Source organism: Mucilaginibacter rubeus (genome assembly GCF_003286415.2).
In the GTDB taxonomy this organism is placed as follows: domain Bacteria; phylum Bacteroidota; class Bacteroidia; order Sphingobacteriales; family Sphingobacteriaceae; genus Mucilaginibacter; species Mucilaginibacter rubeus_A.
Genome location: NZ_CP043450.1, coordinates 5,951,989 through 5,972,583, shown reverse-complemented (window position 1 = coordinate 5,972,583; position 20,595 = coordinate 5,951,989). Strand labels below are relative to the sequence as shown.

Below are 20,595 nucleotides of genomic sequence, written 5' to 3'. Positions count from 1 at the left end.
AAACTTAAACACCCGGCCAATTTTTCGCCAACTAAAATCCTTGCATAAATGTTAAAAAGTGTTAAATCGTAAGATATCGCGGTTGATATATCTGTTTAACACTCAAAATGTTCGATGATAATTGTTAAATCCGGTGCTCGTAAATCTCCAATATACACTATTTAGCGGTTTTTGTACAATATAACGTGGTAAAAGGCATTTTATTGAATGATGCAAACGAACGCAAGGGTGTGCAAATAAAAAGCTATGTCATTGCGATCAACTCTCGCTCGTTACAAACGAGCGCAAGATTGTTGTTTTGTCATCGCTCAAATCAACTTACCCCAATATCTCCTTAATATCCTCTGCTGTAAGCGACTTAATAAAACTTTCTTCAGTGGTAATAAGTGCCCTTGACAGGCTCAGTTTGCGTTGCTGCAAAGCCAGGATCTTTTCTTCAACCGAATCTTTGGTGATGAATTTATAGATGAACACGTTTTTGGTTTGGCCAATGCGGTGGGTACGGTCAATAGCCTGTTGCTCAACCGCCGGGTTCCACCATGGATCCAGGATGAAAACATAATCAGCTTCGGTGAGGTTGAGGCCTACACCACCTGCTTTTATCGAGATCAGGAATACGCGTGTTTTCTCATCCTCCTGAAACTGTTTTACCACATCTCCACGGTTTTGGGTACTACCATCGAGATATACGTACGGAATGCCAACGCGGTCAAAATGATCCCGGTAGATGCTGAGCTGTTTTACAAACTGCGAAAATATCAGCACTTTATGGCCGCCGTCAAGAACATTGTTAAGGGTGTGAACCACGTCCTCAAATTTGCCGCTATCGCCCTCATAATCTTTATCAATCATGATAGGGTGATTGGCAATTTGCCTTAGTTTGATCAAACCCTGCAATACCTGAATCTGCGTTTTGGCAAATGTGCCATCCTCCAGGCTTTTCAATAGCTCGTTACGGTATTCGGATTTGATCTCTTCATAAACAGACGATTGCTCTTCGGTCATCTGAGAATAGAAAAGGTTTTCTGTTTTTGGCGGAAGCTCGGTGGCCACCTGCTCCTTGGTACGGCGCAAAACAAAAGGTTTGATCAGTGCCTGCAACTTGCGGGCCTTGTCTTCGTCCTTTTTCTTTTCTATCGGGGTTACAAATTCGTTTTGGAAAAACTGTTGCGCGCCCAGCAAGCCCGGATTAATGAACGACATCTGCGTCCACAGATCGTTAACCGAGTTTTCAACCGGGGTACCGCTCAAGATCAGTTTAAAGCGCGATTTAAGCTGTTTAACCGCCTGGTACGATTTTGACGACGGGTTTTTAATGTTCTGACTTTCGTCAAGGATTACGTAATCGAAAAAGAAATCCTTAAACATTTCAATATCGATACGACTGATGCCATAGGTGGTGATCACCACATCGTAATTGGCAAAAACATCGGCACTGCGATAGCGCATAGTACCTGTATGTACCATCAGTCTTAATTGAGGCGCAAACTTGCGGGCCTCATTAAGCCAGTTATAGATGAGTGAGGTAGGCATAATCACCAGCGATGTAGCTTTGCCGCCCCCGTTTTCAACATCTTCTTTATGCTTTTGCAGCAATGATAAAGTTTGAATGGTTTTACCCAAGCCCATATCATCGGCAAGGCAACCACCAAAATGATATTGCTTTAAAAAGTGGAACCAGTTATAGCCCGCTTTTTGGTATGGCCTCAATTGGCCTTCAAAATTAACCGGCATTGGTGCATCCTCAAGCTCCTCAAAATTGGTGAGCTTTTGAAGTTTGCGGGTCATGGTAACGCTGGCCATTTCACCCTCGGCAAGGTCTGTAACCAAACCAATATGATGACGGCGAAGTTTAAGTTCATTGCTGCCTTCGGTAAAATGCAGCAGGTTGCCATATTGCGAAAACCATTGTTCGGGAATTACTGCAATCTCGCCAGATGGCAGGATAAATTCCTTTTTGTGGTTGAGGATATGATTTTTTAACTGGATAAAAGGTATACGGTACGGGCCGAAGCTTACCATTGCGTTGATATCAAACCAGTCGTTATTTTCGGTTACAACCAGTTCAATTTTGCTGCTGCCAAAAACGTAGCGCTTTTGTCCTTCAGGTTGTTCCAGTTCAAAACCTTCTTCAATGAGCTGGTCATGGTGCTGGTTAAGCCATTCAAAAACCGAGAATGAATGGTCGGCATCATCATCGCGACCGGCAACTTCAAGATTTTGAAATAGCGACGAAGCTACTTTAAGGCCCATTTGTTCCAGCTGATGCATTTTGCCTTTTTCCCAGGTGGTTGAGCGTTTAATGCGATGAAATAGGTAATCATCGCCGTTTTTTTCCATCCTTACCGATATATGCCTGCCATCGCCATAAGGGAAAACATAACCGGCATATTTAAACGAAAGTTGCAGCTGCGATGTACCGCCTTCAATGTAAATTGGTTTAAGCACCGGGCGGGCATCATACTTTTCGGTATTAATGGTGAACCCTTCGGCATAAACATTATGCTTTTCGATAAGCGGCGCAACAAACTTTTCAAAGTACGATTGCTCGGACGATTTGGGTATGGCGATGAAGCGCTTGTTCAGGAATGGCTGTAGTTTTTTACCCTCAATTTCTTTGTCGAAGTAATACAAAGTATCATCAAGCAGCATCCAGGCCGGGTGGTTACAGATGATCTCGGCATTTTTAAACATGAACTCGATGCGCATGCCCTGGTACTTGATGGTAGGGAAATACCTGATCTCCTCCTCGTTGCGCCTGAAGTGAAATAACACTGATGCGGCTTCAGTAGCAAGCTGTAATTTGCGCTCGCCGGGGTAGCCCTCTTTGCTCATCTGGTACACCTGCTTGCTGCAAAGCAATGATAATGCTTCGGCTATGCGTTTCTCCAGTTTCGGGCGGATCATGTCAAACATCTGCTCGTTGAACACTTTCGAGAAAAATTCGAACGGGCGGATAGGCTTTTTGTAATACCTTTTGATCACGTTACCCTGTTCCATCTCCTCCAGCAGTTTGATAAGCCTGATATCCGTATCATCCAGAAATTCACAAAACTCTTTGGCTGTATTGGAAAACAAACGCTGGTGGGTTAAGGAAAATTCACCGTTGGGGTTAAGCTGAACTATGTGTGGTTCAATTACATACGACAGGTAATCATGCCGGGCAATGGCATATATAATTTGGCATGGTTTGGAACTGTCGACGCGTAACATGTGCTTCAGGGTAAAAAATTATTTGAAGCTACATCAAGAAAAAATTCAAACGTAAATAGAATTTACCTTAATTGAAAGAGTTTTATATTAAAAAATTGTTAAAGTATTGAAATTGACATGGTTTTGATAACATTGATCACATTTTTGACGGTTGGGAATGCCTCTTCTGAGTTAAAGACTTACGAAGTTTTTAAAATTCCGTAGGTCTGGGTTCTGAAGTGAAATAATGTAATAAGATAGCTGTCATGTTGAATTTGTTTCAACACCTCATTTGCTAAGCCGCTTGCCAATCAAATCGCCCACTTGTTTCGTGGGGGTGCTGAAACAAGTTCAGCATGGCCGAGCGATGTAGTGCGCTTTCAGGAAGGAATAGTGCAAGAGATGACAATTCCCTCCCTTGGGAGGGGTGCGTTAGGAACGTGTGTTGGCAGGGAGGGGTTTATACGCCTTTGCGACAACTTAGCATGTCGCACAAACCCCTCCCTACACCCCTCCCAGGGGAGGGAATCGCACAGGCCATGCACTAAAAATCCTCTAACAGCCTTTAAAAAGACTGTTAGAGGATCGTAATATAATAAAGGAGCAAAGCCCGATCTACCAGATCTTCACCCTTTTATCCGGATCAATCCACATTTTATCTCCCTTTTTGATATGAAAAGCCTGGTAAAACTCAGGCACATCACTAAACGGGCCGTTTACCCTTAAAAAACCGGGGGCGTGTACGTCCGTAAGGATCTGGTTAGCTAATGATTCATCGCGCTGCTGACCGAGCCAGCCGAGGGCGTAGCCTAAAAAGAAGCGCTGCATTGGGGTAAGTCCGTCAATGAGTTTACCTTCTTTGTACTGTTGAGTCTTTTTAAAGGCATCAATGCCTAATACAATTCCACCCAAATCGGCAATGTTTTCGCCTAAGGATGCTTTGCCGTTAACATGCAGACTATCCAGTACCACATAGCTGCTAAACTGATCGGCAAGCATATTAGCACGTTTGGTGAATTTTGCCGAATCGGTTGGTGTCCACCAGGCCCTGAGATTGCCTTTGGCATCAAACTGCCTGCCTTCATCATCAAAACCGTGGGTAATTTCATGGCCTATGGTTGATGCGGCTACGTATCCATAAGCAACGGCATCATCAACCTCGCTGTCTTTTACGCCCGGAATGCTGAACTGTGCCGCAGGTAAAGTGATTTCATTATTTGAAGGGCTGTAGCTGGCATTGTAGGTTTGCGGTGTCATGCCCCATTCGGTATGATCAACCGGTTTTCCGAGTTTGTTGATATTGAACAGGTAAGCCCAGTGCCTGGCCTGCATTACATTGCCGGCATAGGAGTCACGGCTGATCTCCATGCTCGAAAAATCTTTCCATTTGTCGGGATAGCCAACTTTGGGGTGAATGGCATTCAGTTTAGCCAATGCCTTTTGCTTGGTTTCGGGACTCATCCAATCCAGTTTGGCAATATGCTCACGATAAGCCTGACGGATGGCCTCAACCATATCGGTGTAACGTTGCTTGGCTTCGGTAGGAAAATATTCTTTCACAAAAAGTTGCCCAAGCAGTTCGCCCATTAAGCCATTTTCGGTATCCAGTACCCGTTTCCAGCGGGGCAATTGTTCTTTACGGCCGGATATTACTTTTCCGCTGAACCGGAAACTTTCGGCATCTGCAGCCGAATTCAGATATGGGGCATACGATGAGATCAGTTTCCAGCGCAAATAAGCTTTCCATTCATCAACCGAAAATGTGGAAAGCGCGGTATTAACCGCCCTGTAATACTCCGGCTGACCAACAATTACGGTATCTATTGGCTGTTTATATTCCAGCTTGCTGAATATGACAGGCCAGTTGATGTTAGGCGTAAGCTTGCCCAACTGGGCAATGGTCATTTTGTTGTAGTTGTGATACGGATCGCGCAGGTTTTCAAGCTTGCGGCTGCTATCGGCCAAAAACTTCTCAATTTTAAATACGCTTGCTGCTCCCTGTGTCGCCTTTTGCTCATCCCAGCCCGAAAGCTTTAACATGGCGGGCAGGTGGTTGGTCATATAATCGGTACGAACTTTAGTAGTGCGGGCATCCGTTTTAAAATAATAATCACGGTTAGGTAAACCCAGTCCCGACTGGCTTAGTTGCACAATGGTTTTAACGCTGTTTTTAGCATCCTGCCGTACGCCGCTACCTATGATGTTACGGGTGCCGGTAGTAGTTAAAACAGCTGCAGCATTCAGAATCCCGGCTATATCGGTTGCCTTGTCAATAATATCCAGTTGCGCTTTTATCGGGTTAATACCTTGCTTTTCGATGTTAACGCTATCCATCCCTGTATAATAGAAATCGCCTATTTTTTGGGTGGATGAACCTTTAGGCGCATTGGCTTTCAAGGCATCTTCATTGATTTTTTTGAGCCTGTCGCGCAGCTCTTCAGAAACTACATTGCCGATACCCCAGCTTGAATAGGCAGCCGGTATCGGGTTGCGTTTAAGCCAGCCGCCGTTAGCGTATCTAAAAAAGTCGTCACCCGGTTTTACAGATTTATCAAGATTATCATAAACAGGGTCGGCGGGTTTATCGGCAGTTTTTGTTTGGTAGGCGCTGAGGGCAAATAGAGCCAGGGCGACCCCGCCAAAGAGGGTTGCTTTGTAAAGTTTGGTCATGTCAACACGTTTTGAACAAATTTAATAAAAACAAAGGCCTTTAAATAAGGCCTTTGTAACAATATGGAATATGTTTGGGGTTAAAATATGCGGGAATCACCGGGAATTAATAACATCTCCATGTCATTGCGAGCGAAGCGTGGCAATCTCGTAGTCAATGCAAATTCGACATACATAGCTACGAGATTGCTTCGTCGTTCCTCCTCGCAATGACATTTTTTGAAAATAATGCCTACCAAATTTTCACCCTTTTATCCGGATCAATCCACATTTTATCGCCCTTTTTAATATGAAATGCCTCGTAAAATTCAGGTACATCTGTAAACGGGCCGTTAACACGCATAAATGCCGGTGCATGCTCGTTGGTCAGGATCTGGCTTGATAATGATTCTTTTCTGTCCTGTGTAAGCCAGCCCAGCGAATAACCTAAAAAGTAGCGTTGCAGTGGTGTTAGGCCGTTTATGAGTTTGCCTTCTTTGTATTGCTGGGTTTTCTTGAAAGCATCAAGCCCAATTACAATGCCACCAAGGTCGGCAATGTTTTCGCCCTGGGTGGCTTTACCGTTTACGTGCAAACCATAAATGCTGTAACCGTTAAACTGGTCGATAAGCATTTTGGCACGTTGGCTAAATTTTACCGAATCCTGTGGTGTCCACCAGGCTTTCAGGTTTCCGGCGGCATCAAACTGGCGGCCCTGGTCGTCAAAGCCGTGTGTCATTTCGTGACCGATAGTTGAAGCCGCGGCGTAGCCGTAAATAATGGCGTCGTCAATATTCTCATCCTTGTAGCCGGGGATGGTAAAAATACCGGCAGGCAATACAATCTCATTGTTTGATGGGTTGTAATAAGCATTATAGGTTTGCGGGGTAATATCCCATTCCGTACGGTCGACAGGTTTGCCCAGTTTGGCCGCGCTGAAGTTGTGCCACCATTCATTTGCCCGCAATACATTAAGAGCATAGGGGCCACGGTTGATCTCCAAAGTCGAAAAATCTTTCCATTTATCCGGGTAGCCCACTTTGGGATTAACCTTTGATAGCTTATAATAGGCTTTTTCCTTTGTCGCGGGGCTCATCCAGTCCAGCTTTTCTATGTGCTCTTTGAAGCTGGCGCGCATTTCTTCAACCAGTTTCACATAGCGCTCTTTTGTTTTTTCGGGGAAGTACTCTTTCACGAAGATCTGCCCTAACACTTCACCCATTAGGCCATTCTCTGTATCCAGAACCCGTTTCCACCTCGGAAGCTGAGCGGTACTGCCTTCAATAACCTTATCATAAAAGCGGAACACCTCTTCATCAAATGGTTTGCTCAGGTATGATCCAAAAGCTGTGATGAGGTTGTTACGCAGGTAATTTTTCCAATCGTCTATCGTATAAACTTTTAAAGCTTTATTTAAAGCCCTGTAATATTCCGGCTGACCTACAATTACCGTGTCGGCATTTTTGTAGTCCATTTTTTCAAATGTGGGCTTCCAGTCAATGTCCGGGGCCAGCTTACTCAGGGCAGCAAGCGTCATTTTGTTATAGTTATGGTACGGGTCGCGCAGGTCTTCCAGTTTACGGCTGCTATCGGCCAGGAAAGTTTCGAGCGAGTAAGTTTTTTTCGCGGCGGCGGCAGCTTTATCGGCAGTTAAGCCTGTCAGTTTAAACATGGTAGGCAGGTATTTATTTTGATAATCGGTACGGATGGCTACGCTATGCTCGTCCTTATTAAAATAATAATCACGGTTAGGCATGCCTATTCCCGACTGGTATAAGCCCAATGCCATTTTTGAACTGTTTTTAGCATCCTGGCCAACGTATGCACCAATGGGTTGTGTAACGCCAATCCTTTGCAGATGGGCAAATTCCTCAACCAGGCTTTTGATATCTGTTATCCGGTCTATTTTATCCAGCTCATCCTTTAACGGAGACAGGCCCTGTTTTTCAATGTTAACGGTATCCATCCCGCTGAAATAGAAATCGCCTATTTTTTGGGTATTGCTGCCTTTGGGTGCGTTGGCCTTTAGGGCATCTTCGTTGATTTTCTTCATCCTGTCGCGCAGCTCATCCTGCACAACATTGCCTATGCCCCATGAGGCGTATGCCGCCGGAATAGGATTTTTGCGCAGCCAGGTGCCGTTGGCGTATTTAAAAAAGTCGTCGCCTGGTTTTACGGTAGTGTCCATATTATGGATCACGGGATCACCGGCTTCGTACGCTTTTGTCTTGTCTTCATGGCTGCAGGCACTGAGTAAAGTGCCGAACGAAATGGCAATTATGGATAAGGAGCGGATTTGTTTGTTCATTTTTTAGGTGTGTGTATGAATTAAAATACAACGACTGTATGTTATAATAGAATTTAGGACAGCGTTTTTTTCTAAATATGATAATTTAATATATCCCCTGGAAAAAACCTGCTAACGAAACGTTAAAATAATAACAAATTTTACGAAGTGTTTCTAATCTGATATCAATAATACCTGATTCGAGCCTTGCAATATTTATGCGTGTTTCTTTAAAAAACTTCTCTTGAGTAACCCGGTTTTGCTTGCGTAAAGCCTTAATCTGTAAGGCTACTTTTCGTTTAAACGCGTTATCGGTGTCGTTAAGGTATTCAAAATCAGTTAAAAGCATGGGTGGATCGGCTTATTTAATATTTTATGTTTTTTTTGTAAGCTAAAAATAAAATAACATCAATACATTTTATATGCAGATATTATTCTTTTATAAAAATGAACAACTAACGTTTAAACATGAAATATTAATGCCACAATTTTATAATTATGGCAAAAGATTTGTATAGAATTACACGCCCTGTATCATCTGTGAAAAAATAAGAGATTTAGTAACATCTACCTGTGAAAAATTAAAATTGAATTCTCAGACGCCCAAGTTGAGATTTTTTGTTCTTTGTTTTGGGTTTAATCAATAGTTTAAATTAATTAGGGGAAAGGGAGCTTCAAAAAAGCTCTCTTTTTTTGTTTATAAAATTTACTATGCATGCATAGTAAATTTTATATATTTAGGCTTTAATTATACCCATGTATTTTGAACTGACCGAAGAACAAAAAATGATTCGCCAGGCTGCGCGCGATTTTGCGCAAACAGAATTAAAACCTGGTGTTATAGAACGCGACGAACTGCAAAAATTTCCCGCCGAACAAGTAAGGAAGCTTGGTGAACTTGGTTTCCTGGGCATGATGGTATCACCGCAATATGGCGGGGCCGGCCTGGATGCCATATCGTACGTACTGGTGATGGAAGAGCTTTCCAAAATTGATGCTTCCACCTCGGTAATTGTATCCGTAAACAATTCGCTGGTATGTTATGGGCTTGAGAAGTACGGGAATGAAGAACAGAAACAGAAATACCTGGTACCGTTAGCCAAAGGCGAATGTATTGGCGCGTTTTGCCTTTCGGAACCCGAAGCCGGATCAGATGCAACGTCGCAAAAAACAACCGCCATTGACATGGGCGATCATTACCTGCTCAACGGTACCAAAAACTGGATCACCAGTGGCAGTACGGCCTCTACATATATTGTCATTGCCCAGACCGACACGAGTAAGAAACACCATGGCATTAATGCCTTTATTGTTGAAAAAGGTATGCCCGGTTTTACTGTTGGTGCTAAAGAAAATAAAATGGGCGTGAGGGGATCAGATACCCATTCGCTGATGTTTACCGATGTTAAAGTGCCTAAGGAAAACCGTATTGGTGAAGACGGCTTTGGGTTTAAGTTTGCGATGGGATTGCTGGAGGGTGGCCGGATCGGGATTGCCTCGCAGGCTTTGGGGCTGGCTTCGGGTGCTTATGAGCTGGCGGTGCAATATGCTAAGGAACGTAAAACGTTTGGCAAAACACTGGCCGATCATCAGGCTATCCAATTTAAACTGGCCGATATGGCTACCGAAATTGAAGCTGCCCGGTTGATGTGCCTTAAAGCTGCCTGGCTTAAAGACCACGGGAAACCTTATGTGCAGGCCTCGTCAATGGCTAAATTATATGCCTCAGAAGTGGCCATGCGTACCACCACCGAAGCGGTTCAGATCCATGGCGGCTACGGTTATGTGAAGGAATATCATGTTGAACGTCTGATGCGCGACGCTAAAATAACCCAGATTTATGAGGGAACATCTGAAATTCAAAGAATTGTCATTTCGCGCGGATTGTTGAAATAACGGTACTGTTTTTATACCTTTGAAAGTATATAGATTAAGTAGACTATATATTTAAGTATGACTTTCAAAAATATCGCGGCCGGTGTTTGCGGATTACTATTTCTGCAAACCGGCTTTGCTCAAACTAAGCTAAAAACCGGCGAATGGCGCGGCGCGCTTAAAACCAAATCGGGTACCGAGATTCCTTTCAACTTTGAGGTTAATAACACCGGCGGCAAACCACAATTAGCTATTATTAACGGTGCCGAGCACTTTAAGGTGACCGATGTTACCACCAAAGGCGATTCTGTTTTTATCCACATGCCTTTGTTCAATTCTGATTTTAAATTGAAACTTAATGGCGATAGTCTGACTGGCAATTGGGTGAGGCACCTGGCCGATAATGATCTTCTGGTTCCGTTTAGCGCGGTGCCTAATACTTCATGGCGCTTTTTCAAAAGCCCCGAAAAGCCCGCATTTAATATTGGTGGCCGCTGGTCGGCAGTGTTTGGCGAAGGCCAGGGCCGTGATACAACCGTTGGCGAGTTTAAACAGAATGGCAATAAACTTACGGGTACCTTCCTAACTACCACCGGCGACTACCGGTACCTTGAAGGTTCGGTAAGTGGTAACAAACTTTACCTGTCTACTTTTGATGGCGGTCATGCTTATACCTTTACCGCTACTATCAGCGACGATAAAACGATAACCGACGGTAAATTTTACGCAGGGTATTCTTCAGTACAGGCGTGGACAGCAGTAAAAGATGAAAACGCCAAATTGCCTGATGCATATTCTCTCACGTCATTAAAGCCGGGCTATAAAAAATTAGCTTTCAGCTTTAAAGATCTTGATGGTAAAACCGTTTCACTGGATGATTCCAGGTTCAAAAATAAAGTAGTTATTGTTCAGATCCTGGGCTCATGGTGCCCCAACTGTATGGACGAAACCGCTTATATGGTTAACTACTATAAAAAATACCACAATAAAGGCGTTGAAGTAATTGGTCTGGCCTACGAGCGCAGCACCGATTTTGAGAAATCAAAGAAAGCGTTGCAACAGGTAAAAGACAGGTTTAAGGTAACCTATCCGCTATTGATAACAGGCTACACCAGCGACAAAAAGCAAACAGCTCAAAGTTTGCCTATGCTATCAAAAGTAGTTGGTTTCCCTACTACCATCATTATTGATAAAAGCGGCGATGTACAAAAGATCCATACCGGTTTTAGCGGTCCGGGAACCGGTGAGCATTACACAGAGTTTATCAGTGAGTTTGAAAAGCTGACGGATGACCTGTTAGCCGCCGTTCCTGCTCCTTAATAAAATAGTTATGTCATTGCGAGCGAAGCGTGGCAACCGCACGGAAGCAAAACTGCTCTGTATAGCATGCGATTGCTTCGTACCTCGCAATGACATAGTTTTATTAAATGCCTTTCTCTTCGGAAGGGGACATTACCCCAAAATATGCCTCCAACTCATTCAACGTTGATGAACTGGTAGCGATATCCTTAATGATCACACCCTTTTCCATCAGCAGAATCCTGTCACAAACATCGGTGATGTGGTTAAGGTCATGGCTGGATACTATGGTGGTTACACCTTTATTTTTATTGAGATCTTTCAGCAGGTTTTTAAGTCTGAACTGGGTACTTGGGTCGATGTTGGCGAAAGGCTCGTCGAGCATTAACAATTCAGGTTCCTGCAGTAAGCACGCTGCTACACCAACCTTACATTGATTACCTTTTGAAAGGTCTCGGATGTATTTGCCTTTTTTCAGGATCTCGCCGTTAAAAAAATCGGTGAGGCTGGTTAATACTTCGTCAACGTGCGCTTTGTTGAGATTGTGCAATCCACCTATGAAATAAAAATACTCTTCGGGGGTGAGATAGTCTATTAAAAAACCTTCATCGAGATAAGCGGCGGTGTAATCTTTCCATTTTTCATGACCGGCTACAACCTCGCCATTGGATAAGATCTCGCCGCTTTCGGCCCGGATCAAATCAAGCACCATACGAAACAGGGTGGTTTTTCCTGCGCCGTTATTGCCCACAAGGCCAACGCTTTCACCTTTATTGATTTGCAGTGCTGGTACATCTACAACGGTAATGCCGTTATAAACCTTTTTTAAATTTCTTACTTCAATCATGATTATTTATTTCTGAAGCCTTCGGCAATGGTATAACGTTTTTGTATAAAATCCTCTTCCAGTTTTTTAACCCAAAAGTCGCGGGTTAAAACAAAGATGACCCCTATGGTGGCAAGCATGGCCAGGCCAATATCGGCATGCTTAAACAGGGAGAAGGGGAGGTAAATAATGTATGGCGTAAGCATAAGCGGGAACGAGATGAGCATCTGCGTAGCGCCCACGCCTTCCCAGTTAAATGAAGCGCCTTTTGACAGGTTGATGCTTTTTGCATTGCGATTAGCAAAAAACAGTACAATGGTTGTATTAACGCCGATGTTCCACAGGTACATTACAAAATGCACCAACACAATGTGCCAGCCAAAATAGGCGTAAGGTGTAGTGAGGATAAAGGCTACCGTTGATACCATAGTAAACAATAGGTATTTAGCCTTCAAAAAATCGCGGAAGTTGATCTTGCTCACCAACAAACCATCAAAATGCGCGGCCTGCCAGCTGTACATGAACTGACCGTAGTTAATGATGAAAATACCCGTCATGAACATGCCAACAAAAATGTACCAGGTTTGTCCGTAATGGCTGTTGGTATAAAATATGAGCCCATAAAACATAAAGAATAAGCCCATAACCAGTGCCGAGCGTGGGCGCTTGTTGCGGAAGATCAGTTTTAGTTCATTAGCTACCAGATCGCCAACCTTTCCAAACCGGTTTAACAGCGGAAACTCTGTACTGCTTTTATAGGCTGATGCCTTGCGTGAACTCAATTCTTCGAGGTAGAGGTTTTGTTTTAAGTAGGCAAAATTGATGTAGTACATAGCTACAGCAAGTATTATGGGAAGTAGTACCAATACCGGTTTACTGAGCAAATGCCCGAAATACAGGTAAGAAATATTACGGACTGAGTACAGGTGGAATTTAAAATCGCCAGTGATGATTAGTCCCAGTGTTGCTATGAATATCAGAAAGACCCATCCGTTTAAATTGGCCTTGCGCTTAATAAATAAGGCCAGGTAATTATTGAAGAGCATGAAACCTAAAATTGCCAATACAAAAGCAAGCGCCGGTAAAGCGCCTGAATCGGTCAGGATCACCTTTAAAACAAAGGGAATAAAAAGTATGATGGGCCACAGGTTAAAAACCGAGAGCATAGCCGTAAAAGCAAGGTATGATACTACGGTATTGCGTTTAACAGGTAAATGGAGATAGGGCTGCACCCTTAAAGTAGGCAACTCCTGTAACTGCATACGCATGATAAGGTCAAACAAAAAGTACAGCAGGATAATGCCGCAAAAGGAGATCACTACATCGTCATTTGGAAAAGATTCTTCCAGAATTTTATTTAAAAATAACCCTGCAAACAAAATACAGGCAAAAAGATAAAGGATAAGTAAGGCCATTACCACGCGGATAGCAATACTTTTACCTGTATTTTTTGACCGCCAAAAAGCTTTGAGCTCGTGCCCGAGGAAGGTAGTGATCATAGATATAGACAGTTAAGGGTTAAGGTATAGGTTTAGTTAAAGATATACCTTTTGAAAGCAAGGCTTAAATTAGTATTTATACCTGTCGCCCCAAAGTTTTCTTAACTTTTCTTTTGATTCATTTTCGCGCGCATTGTTACCGGGATCATAAATTTTTGTTCCGCGAAGGGCGTCGGGCAGGAAATCAAGATCGGTAAAATTGCCTTCATAGCTGTGGGCGTATTTGTAATCCTTACCGTAGCCTATATTTTTCATAAACTTGGTTGGCGCATTCCGCAAATGCAGCGGCACAGGTAAATCGCCGGTTTGGCGCACCAGGGCTATGGCTGCACCTATGGCTGTAGTGGCCGAATTGCTTTTGGGTGATGTTGCCAGATAAATGGCCGTTTGCGATAAAATAAGCTGCGATTCGGGCATGCCTATTTTGTTAACGGCTTCAAAGCAGCTTTGCGCAAGCAGCAAGGCGTTTGGATTAGCGTTGCCAATATCTTCGGAGGCGAGAATGAGCATACGGCGGGCGATAAACAGCGGATCTTCGCCGCCAACTATCATCCTCGCCAGCCAGTAAACCGCGCCGTTGGGATCAGAACCCCGCATAGATTTGATAAAGGCCGAGATAATATCATAATGCTGCTCACCGGTTTTATCATACAAGGCCATGTTTTGCTGAACATGTTCCAGTACAACTTCATCGGTTAATACTATTTCCTTGCTGTCGAAAGCATTAATCAGCAGCTCAAAAATATTGAGCAGCTTGCGTGCATCGCCTCCCGAAAGGCGCAGTAAAGCTTCGTAATCTTTTATGGTGATGTTTTTTTCCTTCAAAACCACGTCTTCCTGCATGGCTTTGTTCAAAAGATCGATCAGGTCGGTTTCGGAAAGTGGTTGTAGTATGTAAACCTGGCATCGCGATAGCAAAGCCGAGATAACCTCGAAGGATGGATTTTCGGTAGTAGCGCCTATTAGGGTAACTATGCCCCGTTCTACTGCACCCAGCAGGGAATCTTGCTGGGACTTGGAAAAACGGTGAATCTCATCGATAAATAATATCGGCAGTACAGCACCCTGTTCTTTTAACAGAGAAGCTTTTTCTATCACCTCCCGTACATCTTTAACCCCCGAATTGATAGCGCTCAAAGCAAAGAACGGACGGAACAAGGATTGCGAAATGATATAAGCCAACGTTGTTTTACCAACGCCTGGCGGCCCCCAGAATATCATTGATGGCAACGAGCCCGATTCGATGGCTTTCCGCAGAACAGCTCCCGGCCCAACAAGGTGCTTTTGCCCAACATAATCATTAAGCGATTTGGGGCGCATACGTTCGGCTAATGGCGGGAGGTTATTCATAAAAGTAAAATTCAGAAAAGAAAACGCTAAATCCTAAAAAAATTAGTAATTAATAGATTCTATTTACCCCCTTTTAGAAAAATAGACAATAGAAAAATGTCATTTCGATAGAGCGGCGTCGGGATAAGAGCGCTCGGGCGAAAGAGAAATCTTATACGCATTGTTTAAAAGACTTGTACTTCGGCTTTACAGGGTGTATAAGATTTCTCCTCGTTCCTCGTTCGAAATGACAATTTTGCGATTTCTTACTGAAAGCATTGAATTACGCCTCAACAAAAAAGGCTGCCTTCATTACGGAAGCAGCCTTTACTATATATATTCGAATTTTTATTAATTACTGTTGGTTAGGATTTTGATCGCTGTTGTTATCTTCAGGATCATCTGACGGAGTGCCTACAATTTTGTAAGCTTTGTTGTCGCCGTTTTGAGTTTCCTGGTAGTAATAACCGTCAGGAGATACAAATAGCTTTTCGCCATTGATTTTGATCTTCCTGCAATCCGGAGGCAATTGGGTTACAATGTCGCCAATTTGCGGGCCCTGATCAACACTGCTGCCATCGCCGTTACCCTGATCGGTATTTAACTGACCGTCTTTACCGGCAATCACGTAAACTGTTGATCCATCGTCTTTAGTATATGGCTGATAGTAAACACCATTCAGCTCATAATACTGCTCGCCGTTGATCATGATTGATTCCGCACCTGATGGCAAGGTTTTGATCTCGGCACCAATTGGAGGCTCAACAACGGTATATTGATCGTTGTACTGACGATAGTACAAACCATCGCTGTAGTAGTATTGGTAATCGCCCCACCAGAAAGGATAGTAGCCGTAAGGCAAGAAACCTATGCTAAAACCTAAACGTGGATAATAGAACGAGTTATAATAGTTACGGTACGGATAGTAATAGTGGTTGCCAAAGTAACCGCCGCGGCCACCATAAGGGTAAGTGCCAGGGTAAACCCTGCGACCACCATAGGCGTAACCACCGCCTCTGTAATAGGTACCACGACCGCCATTGTAAACTCTTCTGTCTACAGTGGCATAACCACCACGGGTGCCATTGTATACACGGGCAGTGTTGCCATAGCTACGTTGTGGCGCTATTGATGAGCTGTTTGGCCTGATACCACCATAGCTACGTTGTTGCGGAGTGCCATAGCTGCTGCGTGAATCGGTTCCATAGCTACGTTGTGGTGCCGCTATCGCGGTACGGGTGCTACCGTTAAACGAGGTTGAAGGGCGTGAAAAACTGCCACCTGAAGGACGGGAAAAACTACCGCCTCCGCCACCACCGCCGCCTGACGATCTTGAGCCACCGCCTCCTCCGCCACCGCCGCCACGAGAACCACCGCCGCCACGTTGTGCATCAGCATTGAATGCTAAAGACAGGCTCAACAAGCCTCCTAAAGCAATTGTTAATAGATTTTTATATGTCCTTTTCATGATGAAAGAATTTTTAACTGATCAGCATAATATTTTTTGCTGATATAAATATATAGACTATTAAATGTTTAAACGGTTTAACGCGTTTTAAATTATTTTTTACTCAAAAAGCGAACCAATACTATCTATACGTACGGGTCGCCGGTTTCGCTACGCTATATCCTCGGCAATGAACAAAAAAGATTGCTCAAACTGAAGGGTAAAAAAGCCATCGTGTGTGGTTTTATACCTGTTGCCGCCAACGGCTTCAAGCCCGCTTAATTGCAAGCCCGGAGGATGTGAAAGCAATTCAATGAACTCGCCTGCCGGTTTCCACTTACTGAAACCCGAATTAACCGGGTAGATCTTTTCTTGCTCCCTGAAAATTACCAGGTTTATTTTATCAGCATAAAACAAAAAATCTTTCAGTTCCGGCGCATCAGTTATCACATTAACTGCCGGGTAATTATGCCTTACCAGGTATTTTAAAGCAGCGCCGGCCGAGTTATCATCGCCGGTTGGTAGCAGCTTTACATCCGATTGCAAGTCACCTGCGTCACCGTCGCTAATTATCCAGTCAACCTTGATGCCCGAGGCGTTCAGCTTTTCGGCAGTATCGGTTGTACAGATCACCGTAGGGCTCCACTCCAACAGCTGACCAAGCATTTCCTCGTCAAAAGTATCCATACTTAAAACCAGTAAAGCAGGCTCCTGTTTTTCGCGAACTATATGATGTGATGACATTGCTAATGTAGATGGAACAGATGAATATTAAATGAAAATATAAAGATGAGGTTTTTATTGTGATATGAGGTAGAGGCTACATTTTATGACCGTAGAATAGTATTAACGGTCACCTTTTTTATTTATTGAGTATTAACGGTAAACCTATCATGAAAAGGAAGCTTTTATTGTTTGCGCTTTTGTTTTTTACAGGCTGCATTATGGATTATTACGACAATCGGCTGTGCGTTATTAATCAATCTCCGGTTAGCATCGCCGTAGAGGTCGTCAACGATACAACCAAATACACAGCAAATAACATCGCATATTATCAATCACATGCAATAGCGCCTAATGACACCGCTTTTATAACAAAAGCGGGCAAAAATGCCTGGCTTGAGTATACTAATGAAGGGAAAGCTAAAGCGTTATATGTATATTTTTTTAATCTCGATAGCCTAACCAAATATGAAAGAGGCGGAGCGGATATGAGCTATCTGATCGGGAACAAAAAGTATTTGAAAAGGCTGGATTATTCGCTTGATGAATTAAAGAAGACCAATTGGCAGATCAAATACAGATAGGGGCTACTGTTAATTCCATGACACTCCAAATCAAGCCTCACTTAAATAGCTTCTTACACGGCTCGTAACCCGGAATTTAGTATTGTTTTCTTCGGGGGGTAAATTGCCAAATGCCCAATATTGTAATAATGCAAGATGTTCTTGTTTCTCTGGCTCGATTATTCTTTTTATAGATGTCCAATAAAAATCATCATCGTCAGAATCGTATTGCAATAGATCGTCATAGGATGCGATTATTAGAGCTAAAAAAGCTTTTTTAAGAGATAGTGTTAGATCATACGCCCTAAATGTCGCTAAAAATTCGCTTAACCTTGCCGGATCGGCCAATTCAATATCCCAATCTTGTTCATCACCTCTTGCAGGCAGGTTTAACAACTTATTGAGATAATCAGTATCCTCTTTATATAAAATATACATCAGGAAATTTAATACATCTTTCTGTAAAACTCCTTTACCTGTTCTGCCGGATCAGCAACAAGGTTTATTGCTGATGATACCGCGATGCCATCTATCCCCGTTTGAAGCAAAGGCTCTACATCATCCAATTGGATGCCGCCGGCCGCTATCACAGGAATACTTATGCCCAGCTTTTCCAGTTTGCGATACCCGTTAAAGCCAAGAGGGACACTATCGTTCGAGTCATCGGTTAAAGTAGATGAAAACGGGCCATAGGCGTAATAATCAACTACGCCGGTACTTTGTAATTTTAGTAGCTCGTCAGCGTCATTAACAGATGCGCCAAGGGTTTTATCCGCGCCGATAATTTTTCGTATAGTCGGGAGATCAGCGTCGATATCATCAATATGTACACCTTGTGCGTCAACCCGGTCAATCAAATCATAATGGTTGGCGATAATAAGGGTTGCTCCCCAATCGTCGCAAATTTCGGCTATCTCGTTTATTTCATCAATCAGTTCGTCTTCGGGTTTGCTCATGCAATGATATTGCACCCAGTTGGCGCCTGCCCCGCAAGCAATTTGTACCTGCTGCACATGGCTCCGGCCCGGCATATCCTGTGTAACGTAATGAAATCTGGAGATATATTTTTTCATCGCTTTTTTCCAAATTAAAAAGTCCCGAGCCAAACAAGGCCGTTTGGCTGTGCTTTAACTCAGGACTTTGTACGAAAAACTTACAACTTAGTTCTTCAACGCTTCGCTAACAGTTTTTCCTACGCAGCCGTTAGGTGCCTGGATATGTAGTAACGATGCTATAGTAGCCGAAATATCAGTCATATGTGTTTGGCGGGTAAGGTTGCCATGTTTAATGCCCCAGCCCATAAATACCAGCGGAATGTGCGAATCATACGGGTTCCAGGTACCGTGTGTGGTACCGGTTGGGCCACGGTCATTAGTGCCATGACCTGTATACCATGCCGGTTTCAGGATAATCTGGATAGCTCCGCTATGCTCGGCATTATAACCGTTAATGATCATGCTGCGCAAATCGTCAGGAATGTTAGCTTCCTGAATTTTTTGCAGGTCGATTGCATAAGCAATACCTTGTTGCTTTTTCAGGTAATCGATACAATCCAGTTTTATAGCATCTTCACTAACGCCTGCTTTTGCAAGGGCCGCGTTGTTGAAGTTAACCTGGTAGTTATCCATGCTGATGATCAGGTTATTCACCTTGTATTTATCGCTGATCATGGTGTTCATTTCTTTGGCGGCTTTGCTATCGTCCCAAACACCTGCGGGGATGTTATGATCTTTCAAAAAGTTAGGATTGTGGGCAGCGCCATGGTCGGCACTCAGGAAAACTGAGTAATTGCCTTTGCCAACAGTGGCATCTAAATAATTGAAAAAAGCCGCCAGGTCTTGGTCGAGCCTTAAATATGTATCCTCAACCTCAACTGAGTTAGGGCCAAACTGGTGACCAACATAATCTGTTGATGAAAGGCTCACTGCTAAAAAGTCGGTTACGGTATTTTTACCCAGCTTTTCACCTTCGATGGCTGCTTTTGCCAGATCAAGGGTCATGGTATTACCGAAAGGAGTAGAGCGGATCATGCCGATGCGGCCTTTATAAAGCTCAGAAGTTTTTACCGGTAGGGTCGGTGTAGCAGCACCTGGAAATTTGCCTTCATAACGGTCGCTATTATCAGGGGCGCTTTGTACGTAAGTATCAATAGGGTATAATGGGTTCCAATCCTGTTTTAGGTATTTTTCAGCAATTTTTTGATTGTTAAAAGTTTTAACCCATGCAGGCAGGTCATTCATATAATAAGTACTGGTGATCCAGTTGCCGCTGGCATCGTCAAACCAGTAAGCCGCATTTGCCGAGTGACCTGCAGGTAGGATACCGCCGCGATCTTTCAATGCTATGCCGATAACTTTTGAACGGAAATTGGTAGCCAGCCTTAACTCGTCGGTAACGGTGCTAACCAATAAGTTGCGAGGCGACATCTGGCCCGCCTTTGAAGTGCTGCCAACAGCAACAACAGTGCTGTCATCGGTACAATACATAGATTTACCGGTAGCCTGAATAATAAAATCGTTACCAACTATGCCGTGCAGGGCAGGAATAGAACCGGTATAGATACAGGTATGACCAGCGGCCGTAACAGTGGGGATATAGTCAATATTAGTGTTTTCGCATGTAAAACCTTCATTAAGCATGCGCTTAAAGCCACCGGCTTGGTAACGGTCATAATAGCGGTACAGGTAATCCCAGCGCATTTGGTCAACCACTAAACCCACAACCAGTTTTGGGCGGGGAATTGATGCAGACGCAGCGGGCGTTGTTGGAGTTTTCTTTTTTTGTGCCGATACCGAAACGGTAGCGAAAGAGAGGGAAATAAGCAGCAGATGTTTAAACTTCATCGCGGGAAAAGATTTTTGATTGTGCCAAATATCAACAAAGCATTTAAAATGCAATATGATGTT

Annotated in this window: 15 protein-coding genes; 3 read left to right on the top strand and 12 right to left on the bottom strand. The window is 43.6% G+C overall.

Annotated features, from left to right (window positions below):
• Positions 1-318: 318 nt before the first annotated feature.
• The 4 genes from DEO27_RS23850 to DEO27_RS23835 all read right to left on the bottom strand — a co-directional run bounded on the left by DEO27_RS23850 (position 319) and on the right by DEO27_RS23835 (position 8,477).
• Positions 319-3,213 (bottom strand): DEAD/DEAH box helicase, encoded by a 2,895-nt coding sequence (locus DEO27_RS23850; protein ID WP_112574429.1) that lies wholly within the window; start codon positions 3,211-3,213, stop codon positions 319-321.
• 594 nt (positions 3,214-3,807) lie between these two features.
• Positions 3,808-5,862: a M13 family metallopeptidase gene (locus DEO27_RS23845; RefSeq protein ID WP_112574430.1), complete on the bottom strand. Its 2,055-nt coding sequence runs from the start codon at positions 5,860-5,862 to the stop codon at positions 3,808-3,810.
• A 232-nt stretch (positions 5,863-6,094) separates the two neighbouring features.
• Positions 6,095-8,149, bottom strand: coding sequence for a M13 family metallopeptidase (locus tag DEO27_RS23840; protein ID WP_112574431.1), 2,055 nt, complete (start codon positions 8,147-8,149; stop codon positions 6,095-6,097).
• Positions 8,150-8,234: 85 nt separating this feature from the next.
• The gene (locus tag DEO27_RS23835) at positions 8,235-8,477 is read right to left on the bottom strand and encodes a helix-turn-helix domain-containing protein (RefSeq protein ID WP_112574432.1); all 243 of its coding nucleotides are present in this window, start codon (positions 8,475-8,477) and stop codon (positions 8,235-8,237) included.
• Positions 8,478-8,884: 407 nt separating this feature from the next.
• On the opposite strand from DEO27_RS23835, the gene DEO27_RS23830 reads away from it, so the two are divergent.
• Positions 8,885-10,024 (top strand): acyl-CoA dehydrogenase, encoded by a 1,140-nt coding sequence (locus DEO27_RS23830; protein WP_112574433.1) that lies wholly within the window; start codon positions 8,885-8,887, stop codon positions 10,022-10,024.
• A 57-nt stretch (positions 10,025-10,081) separates the two neighbouring features.
• Positions 10,082-11,323 carry a peroxiredoxin family protein gene (locus DEO27_RS23825; RefSeq protein WP_112574434.1) on the top strand — a complete coding sequence of 414 codons (1,242 nt, stop codon included), beginning with the start codon at positions 10,082-10,084 and terminating at the stop codon, positions 11,321-11,323.
• A gap of 103 nt (positions 11,324-11,426) precedes the next feature.
• Here DEO27_RS23825 and DEO27_RS23820 read toward each other — a convergent pair whose 3' ends face one another.
• From DEO27_RS23820 to DEO27_RS23790, 5 genes are all read right to left on the bottom strand, one after another.
• On the bottom strand, positions 11,427-12,149 hold the full coding sequence (locus DEO27_RS23820) for an ABC transporter ATP-binding protein (protein ID WP_112574435.1): 723 nt from the start codon (positions 12,147-12,149) through the stop codon (positions 11,427-11,429).
• A gap of 2 nt (positions 12,150-12,151) precedes the next feature.
• Positions 12,152-13,627 carry a DUF5687 family protein gene (locus DEO27_RS23815; RefSeq protein WP_112574436.1) on the bottom strand — a complete coding sequence of 492 codons (1,476 nt, stop codon included), beginning with the start codon at positions 13,625-13,627 and terminating at the stop codon, positions 12,152-12,154.
• A gap of 69 nt (positions 13,628-13,696) precedes the next feature.
• Positions 13,697-14,977: a replication-associated recombination protein A gene (locus DEO27_RS23810; RefSeq protein WP_112574437.1), complete on the bottom strand. Its 1,281-nt coding sequence runs from the start codon at positions 14,975-14,977 to the stop codon at positions 13,697-13,699.
• 334 nt (positions 14,978-15,311) lie between these two features.
• Positions 15,312-16,424, bottom strand: coding sequence for a DUF6515 family protein (locus tag DEO27_RS31610; protein WP_190295215.1), 1,113 nt, complete (start codon positions 16,422-16,424; stop codon positions 15,312-15,314).
• 150 nt (positions 16,425-16,574) lie between these two features.
• Positions 16,575-17,147, bottom strand: coding sequence for a thiamine diphosphokinase (locus tag DEO27_RS23790; RefSeq protein ID WP_112574439.1), 573 nt, complete (start codon positions 17,145-17,147; stop codon positions 16,575-16,577).
• 149 nt (positions 17,148-17,296) lie between these two features.
• On the opposite strand from DEO27_RS23790, the gene DEO27_RS23785 reads away from it, so the two are divergent.
• A complete protein-coding gene (locus DEO27_RS23785; protein ID WP_112574440.1) occupies positions 17,297-17,710 on the top strand; it encodes a hypothetical protein in 414 nt (137 codons plus the stop codon).
• 30 nt (positions 17,711-17,740) lie between these two features.
• On the opposite strand, the gene DEO27_RS23780 is transcribed toward DEO27_RS23785, so the two are convergent.
• From DEO27_RS23780 to pafA, 3 genes are all read right to left on the bottom strand, one after another.
• Positions 17,741-18,127, bottom strand: coding sequence for a hypothetical protein (locus tag DEO27_RS23780; RefSeq protein WP_112574441.1), 387 nt, complete (start codon positions 18,125-18,127; stop codon positions 17,741-17,743).
• 8 nt (positions 18,128-18,135) lie between these two features.
• On the bottom strand, positions 18,136-18,762 hold the full coding sequence (locus DEO27_RS23775) for a thiamine phosphate synthase (RefSeq protein ID WP_112574442.1): 627 nt from the start codon (positions 18,760-18,762) through the stop codon (positions 18,136-18,138).
• Between the two features lie 87 nt (positions 18,763-18,849).
• Positions 18,850-20,532, bottom strand: a complete 1,683-nt coding sequence (pafA, locus tag DEO27_RS23770) for an alkaline phosphatase PafA (RefSeq protein ID WP_112574443.1) — start codon at positions 20,530-20,532, stop codon at positions 18,850-18,852.
• Positions 20,533-20,595: the final 63 nt, after the last annotated feature.